Here is a 25897-nt window from a genome sequence, read left to right on the forward strand (position 1 = left end):
CGGGAAGCGTTCGACCCCTCCGAAGCCCGTCCGGCCCACCTGACCGGCCGTCAGGGCCACGGTATGTGGCCAGCGTCACGGGCGCATCTCAGCCGTCGAGCGTACGCCGAACGGACGGTCGGTCACCTTGTGTCTACCTTCGACTGCCATGGGTCACCAAAATCTGCCACAAAGGAGCCCTCTTGGCCAGGTTGTCCAAGAGGGCTCGGCCAGGGCGGCCTGTGCGCCTTTGCGGCCGACTTGGCCACTCCGTAGCGGTCAGCCGCCAGATGTGTCCGATTCGGCGTCCAGGCTGGGTCGGGCGCAGTCGTACGGATCGTCCAACCAGCCCTCGGGGAGTACCACCCGGTTGTTGCCGCTGGTCCGGCCGCGCGGACCGTCGGCGCTCTCCGGCCAGAGCTGGGTCTGCTCGACCTGGGCCAGCGTCTCGGTGAGTTCGGCCAGTGAACTCGACATCGCCAGCTTCACCCGGAGCTCGGAGCCGACCGAGAAGCCCTTGGTGTACCAGGCGACGTGCTTGCGGAAGTCGACCACGCCGCGCGTCTCGTCCCCGATCCACTCCCCCAGCAGCTCGGCATGGCGCACCATCGCGCGGGCCACGTCGGCGAAGGCCGGCCGGGCGTAGTCCACCTCGCCCTCGAAGATCTGCACCAGGTCCTTGAACAGCCACGGCCGCCCCAGGCAGCCGCGCCCGACCACCACACCGTCGCAGCCGGTCTCGCGCATCATCCGGATCGCGTCCTCGGCCGCCCAGATGTCCCCGTTGCCGAGCACCGGCACGTGCGCCGGAACGGACTCGCGCAGCCGGGCGATCGCCGACCAGTCGGCGGTGCCGCCGTAGTGCTGGGCGGCCGTGCGGCCGTGCAGCGCGATCGCCGACACCCCTTCCTCCGCGCCGATCCGGCCGGCGTCCAGGTAGGTGAGGTGCTCGTCGTTGATGCCCTTGCGCATCTTCATGGTGACCGGCAGGTCCCCCGCGTTGGCCACCGCCTCGCGGAGGATCTCGCGCAGCAGGTTCCGCTTGTACGGCAGCGCCGAGCCGCCGCCCTTGCGGGTCACCTTGGGCACCGGGCAGCCGAAGTTCAGGTCGATGTGGTCGGCCAGGCCCTCGTCCGAGATCATCCGGGCCGCCTTCCCGACGGTACCCGGGTCGATCCCGTACAGCTGGATCGACCGCGGCTTCTCGCTCGGGTCGAAGTGGATCAGCTGCATGGTCTTGGCGTTCCGCTCCACCAGCGCCCGGGTGGTGATCATCTCGCTCACGTACAGGCCCTTGCCGCCACTCTGCTCCCGGCACAGGGTGCGGAACGGGGCGTTGGTGATCCCGGCCATCGGCGCCAGCACGACCGGCGGCCAGACCTCCATCGGCCCGATGTTCAACGGCTTGAACTCGGACGTCGGTGCAACGGGCGTGGTCGTCATGGCGCGGCAGGTCCTCGGGCGTCGGCGGGTGGGCAGGACTCTCTATTCTCCCCCACTCGGCGCAGCGTCCAGCCGCAGCAGCTTCTCCTGGCTCTCCTGGTCCCGCGGGGTGTAGGTGACCAGCCGGGTGCCAGGCCGGGGGCCGAGCCAGAGACTGGTGTACTCGAACCGGATCAGCCCCGCCTCGGGGACCAGGAACCGCTTGACCCCGTTGCCCGCCGCCGCGACCTCGTGGCGGCCCCAGAGCTCCTCGAACTCCGGCGAGGCCGTGCGCAGCCGGTGCAGCAGCGTCTTCCAGGCCGGCTCCGCCCCGTGGTCGGCCATCGCGGACCGGAACCGGGCGACCATCCCCTGCCGGTCCGTGTCCTGGTCCACCAGCCGCTGAGCGAAGGTGCCGCCCGTGAAGACCAGCCACATCAGGTTGCGCTCCTCGAACGGCAGCTCCTCCAGATCACCGGCCAGCCAGTGGTAGGAGCGGTTGAAGGCCAGCACGTCGTACCTGCTGTTGATCACCGCTGCCGGGTAGGGCGCCAGCTGCTCCAGCAGCAGCCGGACCGCCGGGGTCACGGTCGGGCACTCCGGCCGGGCCACCGGGTCCTCGCTGCCCGCCAGGACGAACAGGTGGGTCCGCTCGGTCGGGTCGAGTTGCAGCGCCCTCGCCACCGCGTCCAGCACCTGGGCCGAGACCTGGATGTCGCGGCCCTGCTCCAGCCAGGTGTACCAGGTGACCCCGACCGCCGAGAGCAGCGCCACCTCCTCGCGGCGCAGCCCCGGCGTCCGGCGGCGGCCGACCACCGGGAGGCCGACCTGCTCGGGGGAGATCCGTTCGCGGCGGCTGCGCAGGAACGCGGCCAGTTCGGTGCGGGCGGTGGTGGTCATGGTCATGGGTACCAGGATGCCGGTGGTCTTCTCCTGTTGCCAGGTGCTGCTGATACCAGGATAAAGACCATCTGGTACCCGGCTCGGCCCGGCGCCAGAGTAGCGGACGTGACTCAGCAACTGACGCTCCCCCAGCTCGCACCGTCCCGTTCCCTGCTCTCCACCGCCGGGCTCGCCACCGTCCTGCTCGGGGCCTTCCTCCCCTCGCTGGACTTCTTCGTCGTCAACGTCGCGCTGCCCACCATCGAGCACGACCTCAGCGCCGGGCCCGCCGTCCTGGAGCTGATCGCCGCCGGGTACGGGATCTCCTTCGCCGTCCTCCTGGTGCTCGGCGGCCGCCTCGGCGACGCGCTCGGCCGCCGCCGGCTCTTCCTGTACGGCGCGGTCGCCTTCGCGCTCACCTCGCTGGTCTGCGGCCTGGCCCCGGACGCCTGGAGCCTGGTCGCCGGACGGGCCGCCCAGGGCGCGGCCGCCGCACTACTGATCCCGCAGGTGCTCGGCACCATCACCGCCGCCACCGACGGCCACCGCCGGGCCCGGGCGCTCAGCGTGTACGGCGCGGCGGGCGGGGTGGCGGTGGTGGCCGGGCAGGTGCTCGGCGGGCTGCTGGTCGCCGCCGACCTGTTCGGCACCGGCTGGCGCTCGGTCTTCCTGCTGAACGTCCCGTTCGCGCTGCTCGCCGCCCTGCTGGCGCTCCGTCACGTCCCGGAGAACCGCGCCGACCGGGCCACCGGGGTCGACCTGCCCGGTACCGCTCTGCTCACCGCCGCCCTGCTCGCACTCTTCGTCCCGCTGACCGAGGGGCGGGCGCTGGGGTGGCCGGTGTGGGGCTGGGTGCTGCTGGCCGCCTTCCCCTTCCTCGCCTGGGCCTTCGTCCGCGTCGAACTGCGCACCGAGCGGGCCGGAGCCGTACCGCTGCTGCCCTTCTCGCTGCTCCGCCTCCCGGAGATGCGGCGCGGGCTCGGCATCGCGCTCCCCTACTTCACCGGCTTCGGCGGCTTCATGTTCGTGATCGCCGTCCTGCTCCAACAGGGCCTCGGGCTCGGTCCGGTGACGGCGGGCTGGACGCTGGCGCCGATGGCCGTCGGCTACTTCTGCGCCTCGCTGTCCGGCCCCCGGCTGGTCGGCCGGTTCGGCAGCCGGGTGATCACGGTCGGCGCGGTGGTCCAGGCCCTCGGCCTCACCACTCTGGCCGCCACCGCCCTGACCACCGACCTCACCCCGCTCCGGATGCTCCCCGGCGTCGCCCTCGCGGGCATCGGCCAGGGCCTGATCGGCACCCCGCTCTTCCGCGTCGTCCTCTCCCGCATCCCCACCACCCGGGCCGGCGTCGGCAGCGGCGTCCTCGCCACCACCCAGCAGTCCAGCCTGGCCCTGGGCGTCGCCACCCTCGGCACGCTGTACCTGGCGCTCGCTCCCTCGCTCGGCTTCGCGCACGCCCTGGTGGTGGTGCTCGCCCTGCAGACGCTCGGGTCGCTGGCGATCCTGCTGCTCAGCCTGCGGCTGCCCCGCTCGGTAGCATGAGAGGCAGGACAAAGGGCATGAGTGAACCCACCCAGAAGTACTCGATCACCATGCCCCGGGACATCGCCGAGGCCGCACGGGCCCGCAGCGGCCCGTCCGGCCTCTCCGCGTACGTCGCGGCAGCGGTCGCCCGCCAGGTCGAGCGGGACAATCTCAACGAGCTCATCGCCGTCGCGGAGGCTGAGCACGGCCCCCTCACGGCAGAGGAGATCCAGCAGAAGCGCGACCTTCTCCGCCACGCTCGCGAGGAGCAGAACGGCACTGGAGCGAGCGCGGCATGAGCCACGACCCCGCTCGATGTCATCCACCCCCGCATCAACCGGCCGGCGCTCGAGTGGACGCTGTCCCGCCTCGTGATCGAACCTGTCACCGAACCGATCGCTCGCCATGCTGCGGCCCTCCTCGACGACGCCGAGCCGCACGGGCACAAGTACGCCATTGACGCGATGCTGTCCGCCACCGCCCTGGCCGCCCCGGGGTCGGCCACCGTTCTGACCTCCGCACCGGAGGATCTCACCGCCCTGTGCGGACATCGCGTCACAGTGATCAAGGTCTGAGTCCGCCGCAGCGATTCCTGTGAGCTGGAGTCACAGGATGATTGGCTGTCTGGCTGCCCGTCAGCACGGGGCACACGCTGGGGTCTTCCTACAGGTGACTCCGAAAGCAGTGATGCCCCATGACCAGCGTCGCCGAGGCGCCAACCGCAACGTTCGACCGCCTGCGCTACGCGGGCGTGTTCGTGTTGCTGTTCCTGTTCGGCACCGAGACGTTCCTGATCTCGCCGTTGCTGCCGACCATTGCCGAGTCGATCGCCGTCAGCGAGTCGGCGGCGGCCGCCAGTGTGACCGCGTACGTGCTGGTGTACGCCGTGTTCGCGCCGTTCCTGGGGTTGCTGAGCGACCGGTTCGGCCGACGCAGGGCGTTGGTGGCGGGCACGGTGCTGTTCGTGCTGTCGAACGCCGGGGCCGCGCTGTCGAGTGATCTGACCACGCTGGTGCTCTCCCGGGGGCTGGCCGGGCTGGCGGCTGCGGCGGCCGGGCCGGCGATCTGGGCGCACATCGCCGAGACCGCGCCGGACGCGGTCCGGGGGCGGGCGCTCGGGCTGGGGATGGCGCTGTTCTCGACCGGGCAGGTGCTCGGGGTGCCACTGGGCGGGCTGTTGGCGGGGGCGGCGGGGTGGCGGTCGGCGTTCTGGGCGCTGACCGTGGGGACCGCCGCGGCGCTGCCGCTGCTGCTGCGTCAGGTCCCGGCGCAGGAGGCCGTCGGGGCCGCGCCGGGCGGCTCGGTGAAGGCGCTGCTCGCAGGCTGGGGTGACCCGGTGCTGCGGCGGGCGCTGCTGGTTAACACCGTGTTCAGCGCGGCCAACCTGGGGGCGTTCACCTTCCTCGGGGCGGTGCTGGTGCAGCGCTTCGACCTGTCGGTGGAGGCCCTGGGGCTGGTCGGCGTCCTGGTCGGCGCGGGCAGCATCGCCGGTTCGCTGCTGGGCGGGCGGCTCGGCGACCGGGCCAGGGCGGCCGGGCGGAACAACCTGCCGCTGCTGGCGCTCTGGGGCGTCCTGCTGGCGGTCGGCATCGCGCTGACGGTGCGCGGCCCCGGTCTGGTGGTCGCGCTGGCCGGGGTGGTGGTCTGGTTCCTGGCCAGCGGCGGGTTCGTGACGGACCAGCAGACGCTGGCCGGCACGGTGGCGCCCGAGCTGCGGGCCACCTCCAGCGCCTGGCTGACCTCCACCATGTACGCGGGGACCGGGCTGGGCGCCTGGGCGGTCGGCTCGTTCTCGGACGTCGCGGACGGCACCCTGCTGGTCGGCACCGTGCTGGCGCTGGTCGCCGCGCTCGGCGGGCTGCTGGTCAGCGCCGGACTGCGCCGCCGCTGAGTCCACGACTGAGTCCACCGCTGGAAACCGCCCGGGGCGCGCGCCCCGGGCGGTTCCGCGTCAGCCCGCCTCCCGCGCGGGCACCGAGCGCAGCGGACGATCGGCCAGCGAGGTCATCCGGGCCCGGTCCTCGGCCCCGGCCGGGGTGAAGAGCAGCACCAGCGCCGACGGGTCGTCCACCGGGTGGAAGGACGACAGGGTCAGCCGGACCGGACCGATCCCGGCCGGTTCCACCAGCACGGCCCGGGCGGTGAGTTCGGCCACCGAGTGGCAGCCCCACCAGTGCCTGAGCTCCGGTGCGTCCTCGTCCAGGTGGCGGTAGACCTCGCCGGTGCGCGGGTCGGCGAGGGCGGGCCCGGCCTGGGCCCGGAAGTGCTGGAAGACGTTCATGGCCAGCGGTTCCCAGTCGTGCAGCACCGTCCGCAGCCGCTGGTCGGCGGCCATCAGCCACATCAGGTTGCGCCGGTCGGCGGGCACCGCCTCGGGCGGGCCCCAGAGCGCGGACCAGGGCGCGTTCCAGCCGAGCAGGTCGAAGTGCCGGTCCAGCAGCACCGCCGGGCTCAACGGCCAGGCGTCCAGCACGGGTTGGACGGCGGCGGCCAGGCCGCCCGCCACCGGGGCGGGGCCGGCCGGCGCGGTGGATCTCAGGCCGACGTCGGCGGGCTTGAGCTGCTCGCGATGGGCGCGGAGGAAGGCACCGAGTTCCTGGCTGACGAGGGGAGTTGACATGCTGTGAGCTCCTCGGGCGGATGGTCGTTCCGTCGTACGTCAGCCTAGAGCGGCCCGAGCCTCCACAGGCGTACGGGCATGTGGCTCACCCAGCCGAGTTCGTCCTGCCGCCGCAGCGCGGTCTCGCCGATCGCCCGGAAGAACGCGGTGCGCAGCGCGGGAGGCACCAGCCGGCTGTAGTAGTCGCCGAAGGTGGCGGCGTGGAAGTGCTCGTACTGGGCGGCGTCCGCGACGGTGACCACCGCGTCCCGCTCCAGGTACGAGTCCACCGTGAAGTACCGGGCCAGCAGGGTGCCGAGCTCCTCGGCGGGCCTGGTCCTGGTGCCGATCGGCAGTACCTCGCCATGCTCGAACACCCTTGGCACATCGGTGAGTTCGACACCTGTAGCGACCAGTGCGGCCCGGACCAGCTCGTCCTCGCCGCCGAGCCCGAACGCGTCCCGGGCCGGGTGGTAGGTGGTCAGCAGGAAGCTGCCGTCGGGGGCGAGCCGGTCGGCCACCCAGGAGAAGATCCGGTCCTCCACGGGGTACAGCCAGTGCAGCACCGAGGTCATGGTGACCACGTCGGCGACCAGCGGCAGCGGCTGCGGGTCGGTCAGGTCGGCCTGGTGCAGGGCGGTCCGGCCGGGGAAGCGTGCCAGCCGCTGGGTGGCCTCGGCGATCCGGTGTTCGGAGCGCTCCAGGCCGACGGCGAGCCGCAGCGAGGAGTGGCGGTCCAGGGCGGTCTCCAGCAGCTGGCCGATGCCGCTGCCGAGGTCGATCAGGGTCTCGGGGCTGCCGGTCACCTGGTCCAGCACCCAGTCCCGGTCGAGGACTTGACGCAGTCGGCTGGCATCGGCGTAGCCGGCCAGCGTGCCGGCCTGGATCTCGACGGCGGATGCGGTGGTCACTGCTGGGCCTCCTCGGGGGCGGGGGTGTCGATGAGCTGCAGCAGCCGTTCCCGGACGCTGCTCTGGTCGTAGCGGCGGAAGATGTTGATCCGGTTCCGGGTCAGATCGCCCCGGTGGACGTACTCGTAGAGGTCCTGGCGCTGGCCGAAGCCGTCCCCGGTCAGCTCCCAGGCCAGCCGGAACAGCCGGGACTTGTGCTCGGCGTCGATCCCCCGGCCGCGCATGTAGCGGTCCAGGTGCGGGCGGAGCCGGGGGTTGGCCAGGTCGTTCGCGGTGGGCTGCATCAGCAGCCCGGAGGCGCCGATCTTGCGGACGATCTCGACCGCACTCGCCGCCACCTCGGCCGACCAGACCCGGCTGGCGGCGGTGTCGCCGGGTGCCAGCAGGCCGCTGTCGGTGACCTTGGCGCGGGCCTCGGCGGCGTCGATGAAGTACTCGGTGAGTTCGGCGTAGCCGGCCAGCCGGCCCAGGTCCTCCTGGACGTTGCGGAAGCCGTCCACCCCGATCGACTCGGCCACCAGGGTCGCGGTGGCCAGCAGGGTGCGCAGCCGCTCGCGGTAGCGGACGTGGCCGATGTACGCGCTCCAGGCGTTGATCCGCCCCAGGCCGGCCCGGGCCAACTCGCCGTCCCTGAGCAGGAAGACCCGGTCCCAGGGGACCAGCACGTCGTCGAAGAACAGCATCGCGTCCTGCTCGTCGAACCGGGCGCCGAGCGGGTGGGCGTGGCCCCACGGGGAGCTGCCGAGCGGCTCCCGGCAGAGGGTGACCAGACCGGGGGTGTTCAGTGGCAGCGCGAACCAGACCACGAACTGCTCGCCGCGCCGCTGGGTGAACGAGGCCGACAGGTAGACCAGCACCTCCTGGGCCAGCGGCGCCAGCGTGGTGAGCTGCTTGGCGCCGCGCACCACGATGCCCTGCTCGTTCTCCTCCAGCACCCGCAGCGCCAGGTCGGGGTCGTCCACCGGGTCGGCCGAGCGGTCGATCTGCGGGTCACCGAGGGCGTGCGAGAGCACCAGGTCGTTGCTCGACACGTGCCGGTACCAGGCTTCCGCGTTGGCGCCGAACCGGGCGTCGCTGCTGGCGAGCTGGTGCCGGAAGTCGTACACGCCGAGCGCGATCGAGGCCATGAAGGCCGGCGAACGGCCGTGCTGGCCGAGCGCCTCGGCGTGCCAGAACTCGGCGCTGCGGCGCTGCAGTCGGAGGTCCTCCAGGGTGCGCGGCGGCTGGAAGGCGCGGGCGATCCGCTGCCCGGTGTCCGGGTCCTGCCAGGTCAGCAGGTCCCGGTGCGCGGGGTCGTGCTGGAGGTCGAGCAGCCGGGCGAGCTCCTCGGCGGCGGGCCGGAAGGCGGGGTGTTCGGCGACGTTGTCGACCCGCTTGCCGTCGAGGTAGAGCTCGCGGCCGTCGTCGAGTTCGGCCAGGTACCGCTCACCCGTGAGCAGGCCCCGTCCGAGGGCGGGCGTGTCCAGCAGGGTCATGCGTTGGCTCCTGTCGAGGTCATGGCGTGGTGGGCGGCCAACTCGCGGTACTGGCCGTCGTGGTAGAGCAGCGGTTCGCCCGGGCGGCCGTCCACGGCCAGCACCTCGCCGATCAGCAGGGCGTGGTCGCCACCGGGCAGGGCGGCCTGGAGCCGGCAGTCGAACCAGGCCAGGCAGTGGTCGAGGACGGGGGCTCCGGTGACCTCGGTGTGCATCGGGACGGTGGTGAACATCCCGAGCGCACGGCCCGCGCCCGGAGTGGCGAACCGGCGGCCGACCGACTGCTGACCGGCGGTCAGCACCGAGACCGCGTACCGGCCGTCGGTACGGACGGCCGTGGCCAGCGGGCTGTGCGCGGCCACCGCGACGCTGATCAGCGGTGGGTCCAGGGAGAGGGTGGTGAAGGAGGAGACGGTCTTGGCGAACACCTCGTCACCGGACCGGGCGGTGAGCACCGCGACACCGGTGCTCCAGTACCGGGCGGCGGCTCGCAGCGCGTCCGACCGGGCCGCAGGGCGCGGGCTCACCGCAGCCCCACCCGGTAGGCCCGCAGCCACTCGTCGACCTGGACCAGGTGGTCGAGACCGCCGACCGGGTTGGGCGCGGTCCGGGGACTGGGCAACGGCCGTCCCTCGGCGAGCAGTTGCCGGACCAGCGCCCGGTCGACCAGGTCGAAGACCGGGGCCTGCGGGTCGGCCAGCAGCGCGTGCGCCCGCTCGGTGAGCACCTCGGTGTAGCGAACCGCCGGGGTGGACGGGTAGCCGCTCTTCGGACGGTCCGTCACCTGCGGGGGCAGCAGATCCCGGACGGCGTCCCGGAGCAGGCCCTTGGCCCGGCCTTCGGGTGCCTTGAGCGCCCACGGCACGTTCCACAGGTACTCCACCAGCCGGTGGTCGCAGAACGGCACCCTGACCTCCAGGCCGACCGACATCGACACCCGGTCCACCCGGTCCAGCAGTGGCGGCAGCCATCGGGTCAGCGCCAGGTGGAACACCTCGCGGACCCGGGCGTCGGCCGCCGACTCCCCGGCCAGCACCGGCACTTCGGCGATCGAACGGCGGTACGCCTCGGCGGTGTACTCCTCGGGGCGGACCTCGGCCCTGACCTCGGGGCGGAGCAGGTCGGCCGGGGTGGCCCGGCCGTGCAGCCAGGGGAAGGTGCCCGAGGCCAGCGCCGCGGCGTCGTGGAAGTAGGGGTAGCCGCCGAAGATCTCGTCGGCGGCCTCGCCGGAGAGCGCGACGGTGGAGCGGTGCCGCACCTCGCGGAAGAGCAGGTGCAGCGAGGCGTCCATCTCGCCCCAGCCGGGCCGGTCCCGGGCCCGAAGCACGGCGTCCCGGGCGAGCAGCAGGTCGTCGTCGGGTATCAGGACCGAGGTGTGCAGGGTGCCGATGTGCTCGGCGGCAGCCTGCACGTACGGTGCGTCCAGGCTGGTCCGCCAGGCGTCGGGGGTGCGGTCGGCGCTGCCGGGGAAGTCCACCGAGAAGCTGGTGATCTTGCCCTGGCCGTTCCGCTCCCGGGCGATCGCCGCCAGGGCGGTGATCGCGCTGGAGTCCACCCCGCCGGAGAGCAGCGTGCAGAGCGGTACGTCAGCGAGCAGCTGACGCTCCACCGCGTCGGCCAGCAGCTCCCGGACGTGCGCCCGGGTCGCCTCGGGCGAGTCGGTGTGCGCGGCCGACTCCAGCCGCCAGTACCGGACTTCGGTGGTGGCACCCCGGGTGATCCGGACCAGGTGGCCGGGACGGACCTCGTTCAGCCCCCGGAACAGCCCGTGCCCGGCGGTCGGGGCGGCGGGCAGGGCGAACAGCTCGGCCACCCCCGTCGCGTCGAGTTCTGCCGGGAACAGCGGGTTGGCCAGCAGGGCCTTGGGCTCGGAGCCGAACAGCACCCCGCTGCGGTGCGGGTGCCAGTACAGCGGCTTGATGCCCAGGTGGTCCCGGACCAGCAGCAGTTCCTCACCCCGGGTGTCCCAGACGGCGTACGCGAAGATGCCGTTGAACCGTTCCGGGGCCGCGGCGCCCCACTGCAGGTGCGAACGGAGCACCACCTCGGTGTCCGAGTCGGTCCGGAAGCGGTGCCCGTACGCCTCCAACTCCCGCCGCAGTTCGCGGTAGTTGTACAGCTCGCCGTTGTAGGCCAGCACCGCCTGCGGAGTCTCCGCGTCGGCCAGCGGCTGCAGCCCGCCGGCCAGGTCGATCACCGACAGCCTGCGATGGCCGAGGGCCAGGTGCCGGGAGAGCCAGACGCCCTCGGCGTCCGGGCCCCGGCAGGCCAGGGTGGCGGTCATCTCCCGGACGGTGCGGCCCGCTTGGCGCAGGTCGGTGTCCCAGTCGAGCCAGCCGGTCAGGCCGCACATCACGCCTCCTGGCGGGGGTCGGGGTGGGGTTCGACGTCGGGCGCCGTGGCTTCCCAGCGGCAGCCGTGCCCGGTCGGGCCGCTGCGCAGCCGGTACTCCGGGCGGAAGCCCTTGGCCCGGATGTTGGCGGAGGTGGCCTCGGTGCAGTAGGTGCACGGCGAGGCCAGGGTGAGCCGGACGCCGCTGCGGCGGGCCTGCTCGCGGTAGTCCCAGATCGCGCAGTGCGTGATGGTGAGCGCGGCCCGGTCGGCGCTCGGCGGCGTCTCGTCGTCGAACTCGTAGTCGGATCCGTACAGTTCGGCCTGCCGGGCGATCCGGTGGATCGGGTCGGCGGCGCCCCGGCCGTGGTCCGGCTCCACCTCGCGGTGCACGTCGGCGTTGGACCTGGCCCACTCGGCCAGGGCGGGCTCGCCGTACCGGCCGACCAGGAAACGCTCCATCAGCGCCTGGCCCCGGAAGAACACCCGCTGCCACTCCGCCGCCCCGGCGGTCGCCTGGTCCGGCAGGTCGGCGAAGATCGCGGACTGCAGGGCGAACCAGTCGGTCAGATGGACGCCGTCCCCCCGGGAGACCAGATAGCGGGTCAGCCCGGCCTCGGCCTCGTGCAGCCGCTGGCGCCAGAGCGCAGAGCGCTCGGCCTCCGGCATCGTGCGGTACGGCGATCTGGGCGCCTCGTCCCAGCGGCCGAGGCTGGGGACAGCCACGGGCTGGGGAAGGACGGCGGTGGCCGGCGCGGGCTGCGCGGGCGCTGCGGCACCCTCGGGCACATCGCTCAACGGACTGCTCCCTTCGGCGGGTTCTGGCGTGTACCTCCACGCTAGGAACCGGGCGACCTGCCGAAGTAGCCCCGAACGGACCCGGTTCGGGCGACCATCGGAGCACCGGACTACTCCGAAGGTCGCCTTCACAGGCAGGCGGACGCACACGCTGCACCACCAGGGGCTCGGGGAACTGCGACGCCCACCCCGAGACGGTTCACGGTGCGGAAGTGGTCAACCCCGGGCGCGGCTGACGTCTGCCTGGCGTGCGGGTTCAAGCGAAAGTGCCTGACCTTTTACGCGGCGATCACGCTCCTGAGGTTGGCGTCGCCCACGCGGCGGAGCCGCACATCAGCAGAGCCCCGAGCCCCTGGCTTCCGAAGCGTGTGCCAGAGGTCAGCCCGCCAGGCCGTGGCGGTGGGCGTACAGTGCGGCCCGCAGCCGGTCGGACTGGCCGATCTTGCGCATCGCCTGGGTCAGGTGCTTCTTCACGGTCGCCTCGGCCAGCGCCAGCTCCCGGCCGATCTCGGCGTTGCTCAGCCCCCGGGCCAGCTGCGCCAGCACGTCCCGCTCCCGGCCGGTCAACCCGACCTGCTGGAGCGGTGGTTCGGCCGCCTGCCCGGCCAGGCTGGCCGGGTGCACCCGGGCCGGCGGTGGTGCGGGCAGGAACACCGACCCGCCGGCGGCGGCGAGTTGGACCGCGCCGATGATCCGGTCCTCGGACAGGTCGAGCGGGAAGCAGCCGCTGGCCCCGGCCAGCAGGATCCTGCCTGCCTCGGTGGTGGACTCGGCCCGCCGCAGCAGCAGCACCCTGGCCTCCGGCGCACCGTCCGGGCCGCGCAGTGCGGCCACCATCGCCAGGTCGTCGCCGAGCGAGGCGCCCCGGCCGAGCAGGATGACGTCCGGCCGGACCCTGCGTACCGCCGCCACCGCTCCGGCCGGGTCGCCGGTGCTGCCGACCACGGCCAGGCCCGGCACGGTGGCCAGTACCGAGCGCAGACCGGCGCTGGCCACCGGGTGACGCTCCATCAGGAAGATCCGGGTCCGGTCCGTCCGGTGGCCGCCGCACACCGGGTGACCGCAGTCGCACTGCTGCGTGGCGGGGCGGCGGCCGGCCGGTTCGGTGAGCAGCTGGTGACCCGCGATCAGGTCGAGCGGGTTGTCGATCTCGGCGTGCAGGGCCTCCACGTACGGGGCTTCGCCGTACGGAGCCCCGACCGCCGGGCCGGCGCCGAGGTGCGGGTAGCGGCGCGGTCCGGCCCGGTGGCCGCGCGCGGTGGACGGTGCGCTCCGGCCGGCCAGGGCCGCCATCACACACCGTCCCGGTGCGGGGCGAGGGAGGTGGCGAGGGAGGTGGGATGAGCTGGCAGGACATGGTGAGGCATGGCGTTACGGTCCCCTCGGACGTGGCGGGCCGGGCCCGGGGGCTCGGCACTGCGGCGGGCTCGGTACGACGGCCGCTAGCCGTGGGGGACGGGCGGCGGGCCGGACGGGCCTGGAACGTAAGGGCGCTGCCGAGAGGGTGGCTGGGCGGTCAGCGCCGAGGTGCGCGGGGACACAGCTCGTCGAAACACCGTCGGTGCCACGAGCCGCCGATCCCGACCAGGGTGAAGTCGGTCCGCCGGATTGCCATACCGGCACCCTAGGTCGGGGCCCGTAGCAGGTCAAGGACGGGACTGCGGTCCGACGGCCAGGGCAGCACCCTGCCGGGGCCTGTTCGTCCTATGACCAGGGGTATCCGCATGAACTGCTGACTGGCTGCCAACCTCCCTGGCCCGCAACCTTCGTGACACCACCACCCCGCATTCCCGGAAGGAAGTCCGCCATGCCCGCCGCCCAGCCCACCACCCTGCCGAACGGGGTGTGCGGATGACCGGGTTCCTGCTGCGCCGGGTGCTGCTCGCGGTGCCGACGCTGTTGGGCGTGACGGTCGTGGTGTTCGCCACCGTGGCGCTGGTGCCCGGTGATCCGCTGACCGCCTTCCTCGGCCCCGGCGCACCCCCCGAGGCCCGGCAGGAGCTGTCCGAACGGCTCGGCCTGGAACGGCCGTTGCCGGTGCGCTACCTCGGCTGGCTGGCCCATGCGCTGCACGGGGACCTGGGAGTGTCGATCTCCGCCCAACGCCCGGTGCAGGACCTGCTCGGCTCGGCGCTCGGCCAGACCCTGCTGCTGACCGGCGCGGCCTTCCTGCTGGTGCTGGTCGGCGGGGTGCTGCTCGGCGCGCTCGGCGCCGTCCGGCCCGACCGCCTGCCGGGCAAGGTCTGCGACGCGCTGAGCACCCTCGCGGTGTCCGCGCCGCAGTACTCGGTGGCGCTGCTGCTGATCGCCGTGTTCGCGGTCCGGCTGCGCTGGCTGCCCGCCGGCGGGACGCACGACGTGTTCGGCTCCGGCGGCCCGGCCGACCTGCTGCGGCACCTGGTGCTGCCCGCCGTGGCCGCCGCGCTGGTGCCGCTCGGGCTGACCGCCAAGGTGTTCCGGGCCGCGCTGGCCGCGGTGCTGGCGGGCGAGTTGGCCGACAGCCTGCGGGCCCGCGGCCTGAGTCGGGCGGCTGTTCTGCGGCACTGCGTGCACAACGCCTCCCCCGCCCTGCTCACCATCGGCGGCCTCCAACTGGCCTACCTGCTGGAGGGCGTGGTGTTCGTGGAGACCCTGTTCGCCTGGCCGGGCATCGGCCGGCTGCTGTTCGACGCCCTCTCCGCCCGCGACCTGCCGCTGGTGCAGGGCGGGGTGCTGCTGGTGGCGGTCGCCTTCGTCGGCATCAACCTGCTGGTGGACGCGGCACACGCGGCCGTCGACCCCCGGGTGCGGGGCTGACCATGAGACCGACCCTCCGTCAGGACCCCGTCCTGCTGCTCTCCCTCGGCGCCGCTCTGCTGCTGCTCCTGCTCACGCTGGCCGCGCCGCTGGCCGCCCCGTACGACCCGGCGGCCGGCTCGCTGGACGCCCGGCTGCTCGACCCCGGCGCCGCCGGTCACCCGCTCGGCACCGACGGCCAGGGCCGGGACCTGCTCAGCCGGCTGATCTGGGCGGCCCGCGCCTCGCTGGTCGGTGGGCTGGTGCCGGTCCTGCTGGCCACCGTGCTCGGCACCCTGTTGGGTATCGCGGCCGGCCTCGGCGGCCGGATCACCGAACAGGCACTGCTCCGCTCGCTGGACGTGCTGTACGCCTTCCCCGGGGTGCTGCTGGCCATCGCGGTGGCCACCCTGCTGCGGCCCGGGCTCGGCGCGACCGTGCTAGCGCTCTCGGTGGTGCTCACCCCGGCGGTGGCCAGGGTCGGGTTCACCGAGGTCCGCCGGATCCGCACCGCCGAGTACCTGGAGGCGGCCCGGGTGAGCGGCGCGGGGGTGTTCGAGCTGGCGGTGCGTCAGGTGCTGCCGGTGGTCGCTCCGGTGGTGCTGGTGTACGCGTCCTCGCTGGTCGGGCTCGCCGTGGTGTACGCCGCCGGACTGTCCTTCCTCGGCCTCGGGGTGGCCCCGCCGACCGCCGAGTGGGGGGCGATGCTGGACGAGCTGCGGCCCGCCCTGCTCACCCACCCCTGGGTGGCGGTCCAGCCCGCCGTGGTGATCCTGCTGGTCTCGGTGCTCTTCAACACCCTCGGCGAACGCCTGCGCCGCCGCCTCGGCGACAGCGGCGCCCAACTCCCGGCGGTGGCCCGGTGAGCGCGGCCCTGAGCGTCACCGGCCTGACGGTCGGCTACCCGGGCGGGGTCCGGGCCGTGGCCGGGGTCTCGTTCGAGGTCGGCGCCGGGGAGGCGCTGGTGCTGCTCGGCGAATCCGGCAGTGGCAAGACCACCGTCGCCCGGACCGTGCTCGGCCTGCCCGGACGCGGCGCCGAGGTCTCCGGCGAGATCCGGCTCGGCGGCACCGAGCTGCGCGGGCTGAACGCCCGGGACTGGTCCCGGGTGCGCGGCAGCCGGATCGGCTACGTACCGCAGGACCCGACCGCCGCGCTGGACCCGCTGCGCCGGATCGGCCCGCAACTGGCCGAGGTGCTCCGGCGGCACGGCCGGGCCGACGGGCGGCGGGCTGCCCGGGAGGCGGTCCCCCGGCTGCTGACGCTGGCCGGGATCCCCGAGCCCGAGCGGGTCGCCCGGAGCTACCCGCACGAGCTGTCCGGTGGTCTGCGGCAGCGGGCCGCGATCGCCATCGCGGTGTGCTGCGGACCGGAACTGCTGATCGCCGACGAGCCGACCACCGCACTGGACGCGCTGGTGCGCGGCCGGATCCTGGACCTCTTCGACGAGCTGCGCCGGGAGTGCGGCCTCGCACTGCTGCTGGTCACCCACGACCTCACGGCGGCCCGCCGGATCGGCGGCACGGTCGCGGTGCTGCGGGACGGCCACGTCGTCGACTCCGGCCCGGCCGAACTCCTCGCCGCCGAACCAGGAGCCCTCCGATGACCCCTCCGGCAGACGATCAACCCCCAGGGGCCCGAGGAACGGCGGCGCCGACCCCAGAAGCGTTCAACGTACGTGCGGGGTCAGGCACTTTCGCAGTGATACCCGCCAGCCACGAACCGTCGCCCTGCGGCGGAGCCGCACATCAGCAGAGCCCCGAGCCCCTGGAAAGTGCAACCGTGCGCCCTGCAGAAAGCCTGCTGACGATCGAGGCGGTCCACAAGACCTACGGCACCCGCACCGCGCTGGCCGATGTCAGCCTCCGGGTGACCCCTGGTGAGACGGTCGGCCTGGTCGGCGAGTCGGGATCCGGCAAGTCCACCCTGGCCCGGCTGGCGCTCGGGCTGCTGGCGCCGGACGGCGGCACGGTCCGGTTCGCCGGGCACGACCCGTACCGGCTGCGCGGCCGAGGCTCCCGGGCGGTCCGGGCCCGGCTCCAGTTCSTGCCGCAGCACCCGCGCGGCTCGCTCAACCCGGCGCTGCGCGCGGGCGACGCGGTGGCCGACCCGCTGCGGCTGCACGGCACCCCGCGCCGGGACCGCCCGGCCCAGGTCGCCGAGCTGTTCGAACAGGTCGGCCTGAAACCGGAGTTGGCCCTGCGCTACCCGCGCGAACTGTCCGGCGGACAGCTCCAGCGGGTGGCGCTGGCCCGGGCCCTGGCCACCCGCCCCGAGCTGGTGGTCTGCGACGAGCCGACCTCGGCGCTGGACCGCAGCGTGCAGGCCCGGCTGCTCGACCTGCTGACCGGTCTGCAGGAACGGACCGGTCTGGCCTACCTGTTCATCTCGCACGACCTGGCCGTGGTCCGGCACCTCGCCCATCGGGTGCTGGTGCTGCGCAACGGCCTGGTGGTCGAGCAGGGCCCGGCCGACCAGCTCTGGTCGGCCCCGCAACACCCGTACACCCGCGCTCTGTTGGACGCCGCTACCGGCGCCCCTCGGACGTCCGATCACGCACTGAGGACCACATCATGACGCACCGTCACCTGATCGCCCGTACCCGCTCCAGAGCCGTCGCCCTGCCGGCCGCCGCCGTTCTGCTCACCGCCGTCGGCTGTGCCTCCGGCACCACCACCGCGCCGGGCTCGGACGCCGGCGGCAAGGGCCGGGGCGGCACCCTGGTGATCGGTGCCACCGGCAAGCTCCCAAACCCGGACACCGTGATCGGCGGGGCCGGCTTCGAGGGCAAGCGGCTGGTCAGCTTCCAGATCTACGAGGGCCTGACCCGCTACGACCTGTCGGTCACCGACAAGCCGCCGGCCGTCACCGGGGCGCTGGCCGAGTCCTGGCAGGTCGCCCCGGACGCGAGGACCTGGACCTTCACCCTGCGCAAGGGCGTCACCTTCCAGGACGGCACCGCCTTCGACGCCGACGCCGTGCTGTTCAACCTGGACCGCTACCTGAAGAAGGGCAGCGAGTACTGGACCGACGCACTCGGCGCCGCCGCCAAGGAGTACGCGGGCGGCATCACCGGCTACCGCAAGCTGGACGCGGACCACGTCGAGCTGGTCACCAAGGACCCCAACGGCCACTTCCCGGAGGACCTGGCGCACGTCCTGATCGCCAGCCCGACCGCCGTCAAGCTGACCGGCTCCGCCAAGTTCTCCCAACACCCGGTCGGTACCGGTCCGTTCGCGTTCTCCTCGTACACCGAGGGCCAGCAGATCGAGCTGGTCGCCAACAAGACCTACTGGCGCGGCGCACCCAAGCTGGACAAGCTGGTGGTCAAGCCGATCCCGGACGCCGCCGCCCGCACCGCCGCGCTCCGCTCCGGCGGGGTGAACTGGATCGAGTACCCGAACCCGGACGACCTCGACAGCCTGAAGGCCGACGGCGTCCAGGTGCTCACCAACAGCTACGACCACCTCTGGTACTGGATCCTGGACACCACCAAGGCGCCGTGGAGCGACCCCCGGGTGCGCCGGGCGGCCAACTTCGCGATCAACCGCCAGGCGATCGCCGACAAGCTGCTGCACGGCACCGCCGACCCGGCCTACCAGGCCGCGCCGCGGGCCACTGCCGCGTACGACAAGGCGGGCGACGCGTACTCCTACGACCCGGCCAAGGCCAAGCAGTTGCTCGCCGAGGCGGGTCTCTCCGGCGGCTTCGCCAGCTCGGTCACGGTGCCCACCGGCGGCTCGGGGAACCTGGTGCCGGTGCCGATCGCCGAGGCGATCCAGCGTGATCTGGCGGCCGTCGGCATCAAGGTCGAGCTGCGCACCACCGACTGGTCGACGCTGATCGGCGCCGAGGCCAAGGGCGAGGTCGCACTCGGCTCGGACGCCATCGCGCAGTCCACCACGCTGTTCCAGTCGGAGGCGCTGCTGCCGCTCTTCGTCGGCTCCAACAGCCCGTTCTGGACCGGCCATTACGCCAACCCGAAGGTGGACGAGCTGCTCAGGTCCGCCGCCGCCTCGCCCGACCAGACCAAGCGGCAGGGCGACTACCGGCAGGCGCTCAAGCTGGTGACCGAGGACGCGCCGTGGCTGTTCGTGGTCAACGACCGCAACCCCAGGGCCCTTTCGCCGAAGGTGCAGGGCCTGGTCCAGCCGCAGTCCTGGTTCCTCGACCTCACCACGGTCTCGGTCCGGCCGTGACCCCCGCCCGCAGGAAGGCCGCCCGATGACCACCGCGTACACCGCAGAACCGCCGAAGTGGGGCATCACGCTGCCGCTGCCCGGCCTGACCATCGACCGGCACCGCTTCATCGTCGAGCGGCTCCCCGACCTCGGCTACACCGACGTCTGGAGCGCCGAGGGCGGCGGCACCGACGCCTTCACCCCGCTGGCCGCGACCGCCGCCTGGTCGCCGAGCCTGCGGATCGGCACCGGCATCGTGCCGGTGCACACCCGGGGCCCCGCGGTGCTCGCGCAGACCGCCGCCACGCTGGCCCAACTCGCGCCCGGGCGACTGCTGCTGGGGATCGGCGCGTCCGTCCCGGCGCATGTCACCGACATCAACGGCATCCCGTTCGACGAGCCCTTCAAACGGACCAGGGACGTGCTGCGCTTCGTCACCCGGGCGTTGCGCGGCGAGCACATCGCCGGGGACTTCGACACCTTCTCGATCACCGGGTACCGGCTGCCGCACCCGCCGGCCGAGCCGGTCAAGGTGATCCTCGGCGCGCTGCGCCCCAACATGCTCCGGCTCGGCTTCACCGAGGGGGACGGCGCGATCTCCAACCTGCTGTTCCCCGAGGACGTGCCGAAGGTGCTGGACGCGGTCGGCCCGCAGCCGCCCGGCAAGGAGCTGGTGGTCAAGGTCTTCGTCTGCCCGACCGAGGACACCGACTACGCGCACCGGGCCAGCCGGCCGTTCCTGGCCTGGATCCTCAACCGGGAGCCGTACCGCAAGTTCCACGAGTGGCTGGGCCACGGCGACTTGCTCGCCGACACGCACAAGCTCTGGGCGGCCGGCGACCCGGAGGGCTCGCAGGCCGCCCTGCCCGACGAGGTGGTGGACGGCCTGTTCATCTCCGGCTCCCCCGAGGAGTGCCGGGAGCGGATCATGCGGTACCACCGCCCGGGCGTCACCACCATCCAGCTGTACGTGTCGCTGCCGCCGGAGGTGTTCGTCAGCCGGGCCCGGCTGTTGGACACCCTGGCCCGGCTCGGCCCGGCGGCGGGCTGAGGAGCCGTGATGGAACTCGAACTGCGCGGCGGCGTACGGGCCGCCCCGGTCACCGGCCGGACCCCTCGGGAACGGCAGGCGCTGCGGTTCGCCCCCGACCCCAGGGACCGCACCGCCGACCCCGGGCACGTGGCCAGGACAGCCAGGGAGAACGAGGAGGACGGGCTCGACAGCGCCCTGGTGGTGCAGTCGAGTTCCTGGCCCGACCCGTGGCTGGTGGCCAGTTGGGCGCTGGCTGCCACCAGCCGACTGCGGATCGCCGTCGCCCACCGGGTCGGCACCACCGCCCCCACCGTCGCGGCCCGCCAACTCGCCACCCTGGACCGGCTCTCCGGCGGCCGGGTGGCAGCGCATGTGATCGTCGGCTCCAGCGATCTGGACGTGGCCAGGGACGGCGACACCCTGGGCAAGCCGGACCGCTACCGGCGGGCCGACGAGTACCTGGGGCTGCTCCGGCGCTCCCTGACGGCTGATCAGGAGTTCGACCACAAGGGCGAGTTCTACCAGGTCAAGGGTGCGCTGGCCGGGCTTCGGCCCGAGCCGGGCGGTGAGCTGATCTCGTTCGGTGGCTCGTCCCCGGCCGGTGTCGAGCTGGCCGCCCGGCACGCCGAGGTGTACGCCCTGCCGTCGCTCCCGCTGCCCGACACCCGGCGCCGGATCGGCGAGATCCGGGCCACGGCAGCCGGGTTCGGCCGGAGCCTGCGGATCTGGCGGCACCTCACCCTGGTGCTGGCCGACACCGACGAGGCCGCCCGGCGGCGGGTCCAGGAGCTGCGCCGGGACGCTCTGCGGCTCACCTCGGGGCCGGACGGGCCCCGGTTCGCCGAAGCGGTGGCGCTTGACCGCGACCGCGAGCGCGGCTGGGTGCCCGACCAGCGGGCGGCCGACCAGGTGGCCGCGTACGTCCGCCGCTCGTTCGCCACCGCCTACGCCGGTTCACCGGCCACCGTCGCCGACCGGATCGGCTCGCTGCACTCGGCCGGGGTGGACATCGTCCAGCTCGACCTGGCGGTGGAGACCGACCAGGACCGGGCACTGCGCCGGGAGTTGGTCTCCCGGCTGCGGACCGGCAGCCATCGGCACGGCTGGTGACCGCCCCACCTTCCGAGGGAGCACCGATGACCGAGTACGCCGCCCACGGGCAGATCGTGATCAGTGGCTCGATCGCCACCGACCACCTGATGACCTTCCCCGGCCTGATCTCCGACCAGCTGCTGCCCGATCAACTGACCAAGGTCTCGCTCTCGTTCCTGGTGGACGGGCTGGAGATCCGGCGCGGCGGGGTCGGCGCCAACATCGCCCTCGGCCTCGGCCGGCTCGGCCTGCGTCCACTGCTGGTCGGGGCGGCCGGGGGCGACCACGGGGAGTACGACGACTGGCTGCGCGCCAACGACGTGGACACCCGGGGTGTGCTCACCGTCCCCGGCCGTTACACCGCCCGCTTCCTGTGCACCACCGACCGGGCGCAGAACCAGATCGCCTCGTTCCACCCGGGCGCGATGAGCCACGCCGCCGACATCAGCCTCCCCGAGGTGCTCGGCCGCACCGGCCCGGCCCGGCTGGTGCTGATCGGGGCGGACGACCCGGCGGCCATGCTGCGCCGCACCGAGGAGTGCCGGGCGGCGGGTATCCCGTTCGCCGCCGACCCCTCCCAGCAGCTCGCCCGGCTGACCGGCGATCAGACCCGCGCCCTGGTCGACGGCGCGCGGTGGCTCTTCACCAACGCGTACGAGCGCGGCCTGCTGCTGGAGCGAGCCGGGCTGACCGGGGCCGAGCTGCTCGGCCGGGTCGGCACCTGGTTCACCACTCTCGGCGCGGACGGTGTACTGATCGAGCGTCAGGGCGAAGCACCGATCGAGGTCCGCCCGCCGCAGGAGCTGCGCCGGGCCGACCCGACCGGCGTCGGCGACGCCTTCCGGGCCGGGGTGCTGGCCGGTGAGGTCTGGGGCCTGCCGCTGCCGGTCGCGGCCCGGGTCGGCTGCCTGCTGGCCACCCTGGCACTGGAGTCGGTCGGCACCCAGGAGTACCCGTACCGGCCGGACGACTTCCTCGCCCGGCTCGCCGAGGCTTACGGCCGGGAGACCGCCGAGCAGGTACGGCCGCACCTGGCCGGGGAAAACCGGAGGCCGGGTGTGGGTGGCGGGTGACAGCATGCCGGTATGACCGATGCTCCGCTCCCCTCCGCCACCCGTACCCGTGAGGACCTGGCCGCCCTGGTGGCGGCGGGCGCGCGGCCGAAGTACCTGATGTTCTGGGGCCACCGGCCGGAGCGGGACGGCCGCGTCGGAGCCGGCTCGCTGAGCCAGTGGTGGCCGTCCGAGTTCACCGTGGACGGGCTGAAGTTCTCCACTGCCGAGCACTGGATGATGGCGGGCAAGGCCCGGCTGTTCGATGACGAGAAGATGTTCTGGCGGATCCTGACGGCCCGCACGCCGGCCGAAGCGAAAAAGCTCGGCCGGCTGGTCCGCGGCTTCGACGACCAGCGTTGGACGGCCGCCCGGTTCGACCTGGTGGTGGCGGGCAACGTCGCCAAGTTCGGCCAGGACCCGGCCCTCCGGTCCTACCTGCTGGGCACCGCCAACCGCGTGTTGGTCGAGGCCAGCCCACTCGACCGGGTCTGGGGCATCGGCCTGGCCGCCGACGACGAGCAGGCCCTCCGCCCGGCCGACTGGCGCGGCCTCAACCTGCTCGGCTTCGCCCTGATGGAGGCCCGGGCCCAGTTGGCCTCCTGAGGCACACGGTTCGGAAGACAGGGGCTCGGGGAACTGCGACGCCGGCCTCAGGAACGTGATCGCCGCGTAAAAGGTCAGGCACCTTCGCTTGAACCCGCACGCCAGGCACACGTCAGCCGTGCCCGGGGTTGACCACTCCCGCACTTTGCCCCCGTCCCGGGGCCGGCGTCGCCCACGCGGCGGAGCCGCACATCAGCAGAGCCCCGAGCCCCCGGTGGTGCAGCGTGTGCCGCCCTACGCGGGGTGCCGCTCGCGGAAGGCTGCGACCTTGGCCCGGTTGCCGCAGGCCGCCATGTCGCACCAGCGCCGCACGCCCCGGCGCGAGCGGTCCACGTACAGCCGGGTGCACGGCTCGAACGCGCACTCCCGGATCGGCGCACCGAGCGGGAGCGCCAGCAGCTCCTGCGCCGACCTGGCCACCGTCGCCAGGGCGGCGGCTGCGCTGCCGGTCCGGCGCAGGGTGCCGTCCGGGCGCAGGTCGAGCCGGAGCGCAGGGCCACCGGCCAGCCGGTTGAGCAACCTGCGGTCGGCCGTCGGGTAGGGCTCGCCCGCCACTGCCGCCAGCCCCAACCGGTAGACTGCTTCCCGGAGTTGGCGCGCCTGCCCCAAGTCCTCGACCCCCGCCTCGACCGGCTGGTCGACCAGTCCGGCCGCAGCCGTCCAGGCCCCCAGGTCGGCCGGGGTCTGCAACAGGTCGCGGGCCAGGGTGGTGCGCCGCTGCACGGTACCGACCAGATCGAGAGCGGGATCACCGCCGACAAAGACGAACTCCATCTCGCCAGCATAACCAACTAACCCCTCAGACCGGTTGCACCGGTGATCGCCGACCCGTACGCTTCCAGTAACCACTTAGAGCGGTTACCAGCCGACGAAGCCTGGCATCCCACCAAGTGACCCCATCTGCAAGGGAGTCGAGAATGGCGATCAAGGTAGCGATCAACGGATTCGGCCGGATCGGCCGGGGCTTCGTCCGCGCAGCCCTCCAGCAGGGCACCGACCTGGAGATCGTCGCGGTCAACGACCTGACCGACGCCGCCACCCTGGCCCACCTGCTGTCCTACGACAGCACCATGGGCCGGCTGGAGCGCGAGGTCGAGGTGGACGGCGACAGCATCGTGGTCAACGGCCGCAAGGTGAAGGTGCTGGCCGAGCGCGACCCGGCCCGACTGCCCTGGGGCGAGCTGGGTGTGGACGTGGTGGTCGAGTCGACCGGGGTGTTCACCGACGCCACCAAGGCCCGGGCCCACCTGGAGGCGGGCGCCCGCAAGGTGCTGATCTCGGCCCCGGCGTCCAACGAGGACCTCACCCTGGCCTACGGCGTCAACCACGACCGCTACGACCCGGCCGTGCACCACATCGTCTCGAACGCCTCCTGCACCACCAACTGCCTGGCTCCGCTGGCCAAGGTGCTGGACGAGGGGATCGGCATCGAGCACGGCCTGATGACCACCGTGCACGCCTACACCCAGGACCAGAACCTCCAGGACGGCCCGCACAAGGACCTGCGCCGGGCCCGGGCCGCCGCCACCAACATCGTGCCCACCTCGAGCGGCGCGGCCAAAGCGATCGGCCTAGTGCTCCCGCAGCTGAACGGCAAGCTGGACGGCGCCTCGCTGCGTGTCCCGGTCCCGGTCGGCTCGATCACCGACCTGACCGCCTACCTGGCCCGCCCCACCACCGTCGAGGAGGTGAACGCGCTGTTCGCCAAGGCCGCCGCCGAGGGCCCGCTGGCCGGAGTCCTGCGCTACGCCGAGGCGCCGCTGGTCTCCAGCGACATCGTCGGCGACCCGCACTCCTGCATCTTCGACGCGCAGCTGACCACCGTCGGCGGGAACGGACGGCACGTCAAGATCTTCGGCTGGTACGACAACGAGTCCGGCTTCTCGCACCGGGTGGTGGACGTGGTCCGGCTGCTCGGCGCCTGACCTCCGCCGAAAAGAGCCGGACTTCGCTCCGTAACACAACTGCCTTGTTCTGCGGCCAGGATGACCCTCCAGGGACGGCCGGAAGACTCAGGACGGTGCGATGACGGTGCGCGAACTCGACCCCAGGACGGCGGAGGACGTCCAGGCCCTGCGGACGGAACTGGACGAACTGCTGCGGGCCCGCCGGTACGCGGCCCAGCGCGAACAGCGGCTCGCCGAGGCCCTGAACGCCGAATCCCGGTCCGGCAGCGCCGATCCCGAACTGCACCACCAGCTGGCCCAGATCCGCACCCTCCGGGACGGACTCGGCACCCGGCACCTGGAGTTGAGTGAACGTCTGCTCGCGCTGGAGGACCACCGGCGCGAGCAGACCGCCGTCCCAGGCCGGCGCCGCCCGACCGGAGCCCGGTTCGGCGGCGCGTACGAGGCGAGTGCGGCGCCGCAGCCCGCCCCGGTGGTCACCACCGCCCCGATGCGGGGCGCCAGGTTCGCCGGGGTCACCACCCCGGAGCCGGAGCCGGCCGCCCCACCGAAGCAGCCGGTACAGCCACCCCGGCCCAAGGCGCCCGAACCGCGCAGCGCAGCCGAGTTGGCCGCCCTCGCGGCCCGGATCACCGCCCTGCACAGCCGTGGTGCTGCCCAGGAGTCGGCCGCCGTCACCGCGCAGGCCGCGGTGGTGCTGGCCCCCGCCGACGTGGCCCGGCTGATCGCGCTGCTGCGTACCGAGGGCCCGTCCGGCGCGGCGGGCTACCTGGCCCGGGCGGTCGCCCACGGCGCCGCCGGTCAGGCCGCCGGCACCCTGGCCGAGCTGCGCCGGGGCGGTCTCGCCGAGGAGGCGGCCGCCCTGTTCCACGCCCTCTGGGGCTACCCGGCCGCCGAACTCCCCTCCCTGCTGGCCGCCTTGGAGCAGTCCGGGCTCTCCGCCGACGGCCTCACCCTGCTCTGGGAGTGGGGCTCGGCCCCGCCCGCCGACCTGGCCACCCTGGCCGACCACCTGCGCGCCGCGGGCCGCACCGAGGACGCGTACCGCCTGCTGCACCAGGCGGCGGGCCGCCGGACCGACGAACTCGCGGCCACCGCCCTGCAGTTGGACGACCAACTGGCCGCCGCACTGACCCACCAGGTCGCCCGGCTGCGCTCCGCCGCCGACCTGGCCCAGTACGCCACCGCCCTGACCCACTCCCCCACCCGCTACCGCGCTCTGCTGACCGCCGTCGCCACCCTGGACGAGGGCCGCCACCGCGCCGCCCGCGCCGCCCTCCGCTCGGCCGGCCTGCCCCTCGGGCCGTGACCCGCCCCCTCCAGCAGTGGG

Annotated in this window: 24 protein-coding genes and 1 pseudogene; 15 read left to right on the top strand and 10 right to left on the bottom strand. The window is 73.4% G+C overall.

What is annotated here, in order from left to right; all coding sequences use genetic code 11:
* Positions 1-258: 258 nt before the first annotated feature.
* Together dusB and ACXJMZ_RS10910 are read right to left on the bottom strand one after the other, a co-directional pair.
* Positions 259-1422 (bottom strand): tRNA dihydrouridine synthase DusB, encoded by a 1164-nt coding sequence (gene dusB, locus ACXJMZ_RS10905; protein WP_057238719.1) that lies wholly within the window; start codon positions 1420-1422, stop codon positions 259-261.
* A 42-nt stretch (positions 1423-1464) separates the two neighbouring features.
* Positions 1465-2307: a helix-turn-helix transcriptional regulator gene (locus ACXJMZ_RS10910; RefSeq protein WP_457029802.1), complete on the bottom strand. Its 843-nt coding sequence runs from the start codon at positions 2305-2307 to the stop codon at positions 1465-1467.
* 102 nt (positions 2308-2409) lie between these two features.
* Between ACXJMZ_RS10910 and ACXJMZ_RS10915 the strand changes: the two genes are divergently transcribed.
* The 4 genes and pseudogenes from ACXJMZ_RS10915 to ACXJMZ_RS10930 all read left to right on the top strand — a co-directional run bounded on the left by ACXJMZ_RS10915 (position 2410) and on the right by ACXJMZ_RS10930 (position 5698).
* The gene (locus ACXJMZ_RS10915; RefSeq protein ID WP_457029803.1) at positions 2410-3825 is read left to right on the top strand and encodes an MFS transporter; all 1416 of its coding nucleotides are present in this window, start codon (positions 2410-2412) and stop codon (positions 3823-3825) included.
* Between the two features lie 17 nt (positions 3826-3842).
* Positions 3843-4106: a CopG family transcriptional regulator gene (locus tag ACXJMZ_RS10920; RefSeq protein WP_457029804.1), complete on the top strand. Its 264-nt coding sequence runs from the start codon at positions 3843-3845 to the stop codon at positions 4104-4106.
* Positions 4107-4121: 15 nt separating this feature from the next.
* Positions 4122-4382, top strand: a pseudogene (locus ACXJMZ_RS10925) (type II toxin-antitoxin system VapC family toxin); the annotation flags it as partial.
* Between the two features lie 119 nt (positions 4383-4501).
* Positions 4502-5698, top strand: coding sequence for an MFS transporter (locus tag ACXJMZ_RS10930; RefSeq protein ID WP_457029805.1), 1197 nt, complete (start codon positions 4502-4504; stop codon positions 5696-5698).
* A 60-nt stretch (positions 5699-5758) separates the two neighbouring features.
* Here the strand turns inward: ACXJMZ_RS10930 and ACXJMZ_RS10935 are convergent, their stop codons facing one another.
* The 7 genes from ACXJMZ_RS10935 to ACXJMZ_RS10965 all read right to left on the bottom strand — a co-directional run bounded on the left by ACXJMZ_RS10935 (position 5759) and on the right by ACXJMZ_RS10965 (position 13214).
* A complete protein-coding gene (locus ACXJMZ_RS10935; protein ID WP_457029806.1) occupies positions 5759-6427 on the bottom strand; it encodes an MmyB family transcriptional regulator in 669 nt (222 codons plus the stop codon).
* A gap of 44 nt (positions 6428-6471) precedes the next feature.
* On the bottom strand, positions 6472-7317 hold the full coding sequence (locus tag ACXJMZ_RS10940) for a class I SAM-dependent methyltransferase (RefSeq protein ID WP_457029807.1): 846 nt from the start codon (positions 7315-7317) through the stop codon (positions 6472-6474).
* Positions 7314-8792, bottom strand: a complete 1479-nt coding sequence (locus ACXJMZ_RS10945) for a 4-hydroxyphenylacetate 3-hydroxylase family protein (RefSeq protein WP_457029808.1) — start codon at positions 8790-8792, stop codon at positions 7314-7316. The genes ACXJMZ_RS10940 and ACXJMZ_RS10945 overlap by 4 nt, the downstream gene beginning before the upstream one ends.
* The gene (locus tag ACXJMZ_RS10950) at positions 8789-9319 is read right to left on the bottom strand and encodes a flavin reductase family protein (RefSeq protein ID WP_457029809.1); all 531 of its coding nucleotides are present in this window, start codon (positions 9317-9319) and stop codon (positions 8789-8791) included. Before ACXJMZ_RS10950 ends, ACXJMZ_RS10945 begins: the two co-directional genes overlap by 4 nt.
* Positions 9316-11145, bottom strand: a complete 1830-nt coding sequence (gene asnB, locus ACXJMZ_RS10955; RefSeq protein WP_457029810.1) for an asparagine synthase (glutamine-hydrolyzing) — start codon at positions 11143-11145, stop codon at positions 9316-9318. The genes ACXJMZ_RS10950 and asnB overlap by 4 nt, the downstream gene beginning before the upstream one ends.
* Positions 11145-11921 carry a hypothetical protein gene (locus ACXJMZ_RS10960; protein WP_457029811.1) on the bottom strand — a complete coding sequence of 259 codons (777 nt, stop codon included), beginning with the start codon at positions 11919-11921 and terminating at the stop codon, positions 11145-11147. Before ACXJMZ_RS10960 ends, asnB begins: the two co-directional genes overlap by 1 nt.
* Positions 11922-12299: 378 nt before the next feature.
* Positions 12300-13214, bottom strand: a complete 915-nt coding sequence (locus ACXJMZ_RS10965) for a LuxR C-terminal-related transcriptional regulator (protein WP_457029812.1) — start codon at positions 13212-13214, stop codon at positions 12300-12302.
* 558 nt (positions 13215-13772) lie between these two features.
* Here ACXJMZ_RS10965 and ACXJMZ_RS10970 point away from each other — a divergent pair.
* From ACXJMZ_RS10970 to ACXJMZ_RS11010, 9 genes are all read left to right on the top strand, one after another.
* Positions 13773-14717 (top strand): ABC transporter permease, encoded by a 945-nt coding sequence (locus ACXJMZ_RS10970; RefSeq protein WP_457029813.1) that lies wholly within the window; start codon positions 13773-13775, stop codon positions 14715-14717.
* A gap of 2 nt (positions 14718-14719) precedes the next feature.
* Entirely contained in the window at positions 14720-15562 is an 843-nt protein-coding gene (locus ACXJMZ_RS10975; protein WP_457029814.1) for an ABC transporter permease, read from the top strand.
* The gene (locus tag ACXJMZ_RS10980) at positions 15559-16302 is read left to right on the top strand and encodes an ABC transporter ATP-binding protein (protein WP_457029815.1); all 744 of its coding nucleotides are present in this window, start codon (positions 15559-15561) and stop codon (positions 16300-16302) included. Before ACXJMZ_RS10975 ends, ACXJMZ_RS10980 begins: the two co-directional genes overlap by 4 nt.
* A 176-nt stretch (positions 16303-16478) precedes the next feature.
* Positions 16479-17273: an ABC transporter ATP-binding protein gene (locus ACXJMZ_RS10985; protein WP_457029816.1), complete on the top strand. Its 795-nt coding sequence runs from the start codon at positions 16479-16481 to the stop codon at positions 17271-17273.
* Positions 17270-18895 carry an ABC transporter substrate-binding protein gene (locus ACXJMZ_RS10990; RefSeq protein WP_457029817.1) on the top strand — a complete coding sequence of 542 codons (1626 nt, stop codon included), beginning with the start codon at positions 17270-17272 and terminating at the stop codon, positions 18893-18895. Before ACXJMZ_RS10985 ends, ACXJMZ_RS10990 begins: the two co-directional genes overlap by 4 nt.
* A gap of 25 nt (positions 18896-18920) precedes the next feature.
* The gene (locus ACXJMZ_RS10995; protein WP_457029818.1) at positions 18921-19928 is read left to right on the top strand and encodes an LLM class F420-dependent oxidoreductase; all 1008 of its coding nucleotides are present in this window, start codon (positions 18921-18923) and stop codon (positions 19926-19928) included.
* A 9-nt stretch (positions 19929-19937) separates the two neighbouring features.
* Positions 19938-21020, top strand: coding sequence for an LLM class flavin-dependent oxidoreductase (locus ACXJMZ_RS11000; protein ID WP_457029819.1), 1083 nt, complete (start codon positions 19938-19940; stop codon positions 21018-21020).
* A 26-nt stretch (positions 21021-21046) separates the two neighbouring features.
* Entirely contained in the window at positions 21047-22075 is a 1029-nt protein-coding gene (locus ACXJMZ_RS11005; protein ID WP_457029820.1) for a PfkB family carbohydrate kinase, read from the top strand.
* A 12-nt stretch (positions 22076-22087) separates the two neighbouring features.
* Positions 22088-22660: an NADAR family protein gene (locus ACXJMZ_RS11010; RefSeq protein WP_457029821.1), complete on the top strand. Its 573-nt coding sequence runs from the start codon at positions 22088-22090 to the stop codon at positions 22658-22660.
* Positions 22661-22894: 234 nt separating this feature from the next.
* Here ACXJMZ_RS11010 and ACXJMZ_RS11015 read toward each other — a convergent pair whose 3' ends face one another.
* Positions 22895-23434, bottom strand: coding sequence for a CGNR zinc finger domain-containing protein (locus tag ACXJMZ_RS11015; protein WP_457029822.1), 540 nt, complete (start codon positions 23432-23434; stop codon positions 22895-22897).
* 143 nt (positions 23435-23577) lie between these two features.
* Here ACXJMZ_RS11015 and gap point away from each other — a divergent pair, with 143 nt between their 5' ends.
* Positions 23578-24585 carry a type I glyceraldehyde-3-phosphate dehydrogenase gene (gap, locus tag ACXJMZ_RS11020; protein WP_457029823.1) on the top strand — a complete coding sequence of 336 codons (1008 nt, stop codon included), beginning with the start codon at positions 23578-23580 and terminating at the stop codon, positions 24583-24585.
* 100 nt (positions 24586-24685) lie between these two features.
* Positions 24686-25876, top strand: a complete 1191-nt coding sequence (locus tag ACXJMZ_RS11025) for a hypothetical protein (protein WP_457029824.1) — start codon at positions 24686-24688, stop codon at positions 25874-25876.
* Positions 25877-25897: the final 21 nt, after the last annotated feature.

Source organism: Kitasatospora sp. P5_F3 (genome assembly GCF_054049135.1).